General features: G+C 42.1%; 10 protein-coding genes. 7 read left to right on the top strand and 3 right to left on the bottom strand.

Features of this window, described 5'->3' with window-relative positions:
* Window positions 1-335: 335 nt before the first annotated feature.
* From GVY04_17255 to GVY04_17240, 4 genes are all read left to right on the top strand, one after another.
* The gene (locus GVY04_17255; protein ID NBD17808.1) at window positions 336-581 is read left to right on the top strand and encodes a hypothetical protein; all 246 of its coding nucleotides are present in this window, start codon (window positions 336-338) and stop codon (window positions 579-581) included.
* Complete coding sequence (locus GVY04_17250; GenBank protein NBD17807.1) at window positions 571-894, top strand: hypothetical protein; 324 nt, start codon at window positions 571-573, stop codon at window positions 892-894. Before GVY04_17255 ends, GVY04_17250 begins: the two co-directional genes overlap by 11 nt.
* 568 nt (window positions 895-1462) lie before the next feature.
* Window positions 1463-1768 carry a hypothetical protein gene (locus tag GVY04_17245; GenBank protein ID NBD17806.1) on the top strand — a complete coding sequence of 102 codons (306 nt, stop codon included), beginning with the start codon at window positions 1463-1465 and terminating at the stop codon, window positions 1766-1768.
* Window positions 1759-1995 (top strand): DUF2283 domain-containing protein, encoded by a 237-nt coding sequence (locus GVY04_17240; GenBank protein ID NBD17805.1) that lies wholly within the window; start codon window positions 1759-1761, stop codon window positions 1993-1995. The genes GVY04_17245 and GVY04_17240 overlap by 10 nt, the downstream gene beginning before the upstream one ends.
* A 276-nt stretch (window positions 1996-2271) precedes the next feature.
* On the opposite strand, the gene GVY04_17235 is transcribed toward GVY04_17240, so the two are convergent.
* Window positions 2272-2427 carry a hypothetical protein gene (locus tag GVY04_17235; GenBank protein ID NBD17804.1) on the bottom strand — a complete coding sequence of 52 codons (156 nt, stop codon included), beginning with the start codon at window positions 2425-2427 and terminating at the stop codon, window positions 2272-2274.
* Window positions 2428-2530: 103 nt separating this feature from the next.
* Between GVY04_17235 and GVY04_17230 the strand changes: the two genes are divergently transcribed.
* From GVY04_17230 to GVY04_17220, 3 genes are read left to right on the top strand one after another with little or no spacing between them, the layout of a single operon-like run.
* Window positions 2531-2755: a hypothetical protein gene (locus GVY04_17230; protein ID NBD17803.1), complete on the top strand. Its 225-nt coding sequence runs from the start codon at window positions 2531-2533 to the stop codon at window positions 2753-2755.
* On the top strand, window positions 2739-3068 hold the full coding sequence (locus GVY04_17225) for a hypothetical protein (GenBank protein NBD17802.1): 330 nt from the start codon (window positions 2739-2741) through the stop codon (window positions 3066-3068). The genes GVY04_17230 and GVY04_17225 overlap by 17 nt, the downstream gene beginning before the upstream one ends.
* A 41-nt stretch (window positions 3069-3109) precedes the next feature.
* Window positions 3110-3277: a hypothetical protein gene (locus GVY04_17220; protein ID NBD17801.1), complete on the top strand. Its 168-nt coding sequence runs from the start codon at window positions 3110-3112 to the stop codon at window positions 3275-3277.
* Between the two features lie 85 nt (window positions 3278-3362).
* On the opposite strand, the gene GVY04_17215 is transcribed toward GVY04_17220, so the two are convergent.
* Window positions 3363-3716: a DUF86 domain-containing protein gene (locus GVY04_17215; protein ID NBD17800.1), complete on the bottom strand. Its 354-nt coding sequence runs from the start codon at window positions 3714-3716 to the stop codon at window positions 3363-3365.
* Window positions 3703-4017, bottom strand: a complete 315-nt coding sequence (locus GVY04_17210; GenBank protein ID NBD17799.1) for a nucleotidyltransferase — start codon at window positions 4015-4017, stop codon at window positions 3703-3705. Before GVY04_17210 ends, GVY04_17215 begins: the two co-directional genes overlap by 14 nt.
* Window positions 4018-4429 lie beyond the last annotated feature (412 nt).

Raw genomic sequence — 4429 nt, 5'->3', positions numbered from 1 at the left:
AGGCACCATCGCTTTTTCTGCAAGCAATGCTGAAACTGGCCAATTGCTTCAGGCATTAGACTGATTGAGATCGCGCTTCCCTCTCATCCCTACACCCGATGGCTTCGTCGGTTGCAAGAGTGAACATTGCGCTATCCCTCCCTCCCCACAACCGATCAAACTTGCTAATGCCTTTTCCCAAAACCCCGATCACGCGGGTTAATATAAGAAATGATCACTTTTTTCGTAAACTTGATCGCGCAATTAAAAACTTGGCTCAAACCGCCATGAAGAGTAAAGGCGCGGAAATTGCGAATTGGCTAAAATATAAGCAGTCAACGGAGGAAAAACTCTTAATTATGTCTACCTCTAACCCCAAAAGTGAAGCAGGAATTCCCTTTGAAATTGAGGGTGAAACGACCTATCTCAACCCAGATTCAGCAGAAGGAAAAGCCTTACAACGGATTGATTCTCTTGATCCTGATGATGCCACGCAATGGATAACGATTATTGATGATCAAGATATTTCATCGGAAGAAGTCAAACAACTCAAACGAGAAGGATGGCAGGTTAAAACAGTGAGTGAGGTTCGTGGGGAGTAAATATATTTTGCAAACTCATCCCTCTGTGGTGGTTGAAGATTTGAAAGAGTTATCAACATTTCTGGTTAATCAATTTTGGGAGCATTATAAACCACTGTTACAGACTGATCCTTATAACTGTGGTGGGTTTCCCAATCATGCTTTGAAAGGAAAATTAAGAGGATATCGCGCTCTCGAAATTGATTGGAATCAAGTATTTTATCGGTTAGTGTATCGGATTTATGAAAAGCCTTCTCCTCGACGAGTTTTAGTGATTAGCTTTGCTGAACATGATCCGGCTTACGAAAAAGCCGTCGCGCGGGTAAAAAATTAACACTAAAAATTGAGATTAGATTGGCGTAGTGGTTTCCAAAGGTGATTGAATTTTCGATTCAGGCGCCGGAGACGCATCGCACAGAGAAAGCAAAAAGTGTAGCGCGATCGCGAAAATTCTCAAAAAATATGAAAGTCAAAGATTACGCCTTCCGTTTAGGAAGGCGTAATCTTTGACCGTTGGTCAGCAAGGCACCATCGCTTTTTCTGCAAACAATGCTGAAACTGGTAAGTTGCTTCAGTCATTAAACTGATTGAGATCGCGCTTCTCTCTCATCCCTACATCCGATGGCGCAAGCCGGCACCGGAAGAGCATCGCGCAGAGAAAGCAAAAGTGTGGCGCGATTAAAAGTAGACTTAAATTGATACTTTGTCCACCGCTACAATGCGTCCTTAGTTGTTTAGGACTACCCTATCCTCTCATACCATTTTGAACAATTGGTGCTACATACCGATCCCCCCAACCCCCCTTACTAAGGGGGGCGAAGGGGGGATCTAATGTAACCTGACTTTTTGAAAATGGTATTAATAAGGAAAACTTCAGTGCCTGAACTTCATCTTTAAATTGCGTGACTCAAACAACAATTTCTAAAAACGGTGTAACTATTCGTTTACCAGAAGAAAGATGGGAACATATCACTCAAAGACACCAAGGTTTGAACAATCAAAAAGAATTTGTTCTGAAAACAATTGCTGATCCAGAACGGATTCTTGATGCGAATGAAGGCGCACTGATGGCAGTTCGGACTTTGGCTCAAGCTAAAGTGTTAGTGGTTGTGTATAGAGAAATAGACGATAATGATGGCTTTATTATTACAGCCTTCCCAACTCGTCGTTTCAATTCACTGAATAAGAGGAGACAAATATGGCCTTAACCCAAGAAGCATTAAGTTATCTCAAGTTTATTCCTTTGCTTCAAGAGTTGCCTAGGCGTCCTTTTTCCTTACTTTATGATGCAGAAGCAGATGTCCTCTATATTGATTTTTATAACCCGCCCCAATCTAGCGATGATACAGAATTGACAGATGATGATATTGTGATTCGATACGGTCAAGGAGACGAAGTGGTTGGTTTAACCGTGCTGAATGCTAGCTCTCGTTAAGAGTTGCAATACTTCCAAGAGTTTTAGCTTTAGCAGTCCCTATAATTGCTCATCATAGCAATTTCTCTTTGACTCACATATTTCTCCCCCATTGGCTTGTCAGGGGTTTCCATATCCGTTACAAATGGTTCCGCATTCCATAATGGCAAAGTTTTCCGAAACTGATTAGAATCTTCGATTCAGGTGCTGGAGGCGCATCGCACAGAGAAAGCAAAATGTGTAGCGCGATCGCGAAAATCCTCAAAAAATATGAAAGTCAAAGCAGGCGCCTTCCGTTTAGGAAGGCGCCTGCTTTGACCGTTGGTCAACAATGCACCATCGCTTTTTCGGCAAGCAATGCTGAAACTGGCCAATTGCTTCAGGCATTAGACTGATTGAAATCGCGCTTCCCTCTACTTCCACCAGCACCTGATTACTGTAGGCAAGTCTCATAGCGACATTGCGCCTTCCTCCTCATTCTAAACCCCGATGTGGCGAAGTCACCCCTCTACGAGTATCGCGCTAAAATAGCAATTAAGTCTTAAATAATTCGGTGATGATCTCTATGTCTAATCCCAAAACAGAAAACCTGATCCCTTTTGAAATTGAGGGAGAAATGACGTACCTCAATCCAGACTCTGCCGAAGGAAAAGCCTTACAACGCATTGATTCTCTTGATCCAGATGACCCCAGCCAATGGATTACAGTAGTTGAAGAAGGTCAGGAAATTGATGTTGATGGGGCTTTAAAGCGATTGCGAGAACGTGGGTATCAAGTCTAAGTATCAAGTTAAAACTCGCCAAGAGGTAAGAGAAACTGACTTACCAAACCTCTCTCAAGAATTACAGGAGATTTTTCAGGATATTTGTGATGCAGTTTTTGTGGTTGATCCTTATAACTGTAGTGGATTTCCTAATCATGCTCTAAAAGGAAAATTAAAAGGATATCGCGCTCTCGAAATTGATTGGAATCAAGTATCTTATCGGTTAGTGTATCGGATTTATGAAAAGCCTTCTCCTCGACGAGTGTTAGTGATTAGCTTTGCTGAACATGATCCAGCTTACGAAAAAGCCGTCGCGCGGGTAAAAAATTAACACTAAAAATTGAAATTAGATTGGCGTAGTGGTTTCCAAAGATGATTGAATCTTCGATTCAGGTGCTGGAGGCGCATCGCGCAGAGAAAGCAAAAAGGGTGGCGCGATCGCGAAAATCTTCAAAAAATATGCATGAAATTCACAATCGCATCACGCGATCGCGCAAGCCGGCGCCGGAGGGGCATCGCGTAGGGGAGACCATAATTTGATCATTTGCAACCCATCTCAATCCTTTGTATATCACGCTATGGCATCTTTGATTGGTTGCGAGACGCAATCGCGCCATTAACAAATTTAAGAGTGAAAATCTATATCAGACGCTAATAGGGGTTCAATTAATACCAGCAATTGCGGTATGCTATTTTGTAATGTCAACCAAATTCTACTGACATCAACTCCTTCATAATCATGAATTAACTTATCCCGCATCCCAGCCATTGCTGACCAAGGAATTTCAGGATGCTCTTGTCGAAATTCAGGCGATAAACGCTTAACTGCTTCTCCAATAATGGCAATTTGATAAATTACTGCTGATTGCGTTTTTAAATCAAGCTCAAACTCTTCTTGACTCATTCCTTCTATAAATTCTAAGGCCAGTCGAGCTGCCTTGATGATATCGATCAGAGAAGCTTGATCACGGCAGCTCATTGGTCATTAAATTAATCGGAACTGCTGTATTTAAGATTTCTTGACGGCGAATCCAATTTTTACTTTGTTCAATTCCTTTTTTTTCAATTAAGTCAACTGGTCGCCCGACAATTTCTTCTAATTCCTGTTCCATGTTGACTAAGTCGATCAGCGTCCACTTTGCTTCCTCAGCAAAAGTAACTAAGACATCTAAATCACTCTCCGCTCCAAAGTCTTCTCTAAGAAAGGAACCAAAGACTGCAAATTCAGTGATTTGCCAGCGTTGACAAAATGCATTGATTTCCTTGGTCGGTAATTGCATAAAAACAGTTCTTTCGTCTGAGAACTATTCTAGCGGAACTTAAACAATCGTGAGGGAAAAACAGTCTCAAGCCTTTACACAGTAGTTGTTTGACTTCGATTGAGCAGTTTTCTGGAATTTTTATGTTTGTTTCTGAATCACGCGATCGCGCAAGCCGGCGCCGGAGACGCATCGCACAGAGAAAGCAAAATGTGTAGCGCGATCGCGAAAATCTTCAAAAAATATGCATGAAATTCACAATCGCATCACGCGATCTCGCAAGCCCGCGCTGGAGGCGCATCGCGCACCTATTTCTTTCTAAAGAACTAATGATCACGCTTTGGCAAGTCGCTTCACTGCATCGCGCGTTAATGGTCAAAACCGAATAATCAATGATTGAATAGGGAATTTCAACGCTTATTCCCCCCTTAAA

It is taken from the genome of Cyanobacteria bacterium GSL.Bin1, from assembly GCA_009909085.1.
Taxonomy (GTDB): Bacteria; Cyanobacteriota; Cyanobacteriia; order Cyanobacteriales; family Rubidibacteraceae; genus Halothece.
Note: the sequence above shows the minus strand (reverse complement) of the source record. Positions and strands in the feature narration are given on the sequence as shown.

Bases quoted from the DNA above. Each gene is read 5' to 3' on its own strand.
- GVY04_17240 (NBD17805.1), top strand. From the start codon at position 1,759: ATGGCCTTAACCCAAGAAGCATTAAGTTATCTCAAGTTTATTCCTTTG.
- GVY04_17235 (NBD17804.1), bottom strand. From the start codon at position 2,427: ATGAGACTTGCCTACAGTAATCAGGTGCTGGTGGAAGTAGAGGGAAGC.
- GVY04_17230 (NBD17803.1), top strand. From the start codon at position 2,531: ATGATCTCTATGTCTAATCCCAAAACAGAAAACCTGATCCCTTTTGAA.
- GVY04_17220 (NBD17801.1), top strand. From the start codon at position 3,110: ATGATTGAATCTTCGATTCAGGTGCTGGAGGCGCATCGCGCAGAGAAA.
- GVY04_17215 (NBD17800.1), bottom strand. From the start codon at position 3,716: ATGAGCTGCCGTGATCAAGCTTCTCTGATCGATATCATCAAGGCAGCT.
- GVY04_17210 (NBD17799.1), bottom strand. From the start codon at position 4,017: ATGCAATTACCGACCAAGGAAATCAATGCATTTTGTCAACGCTGGCAA.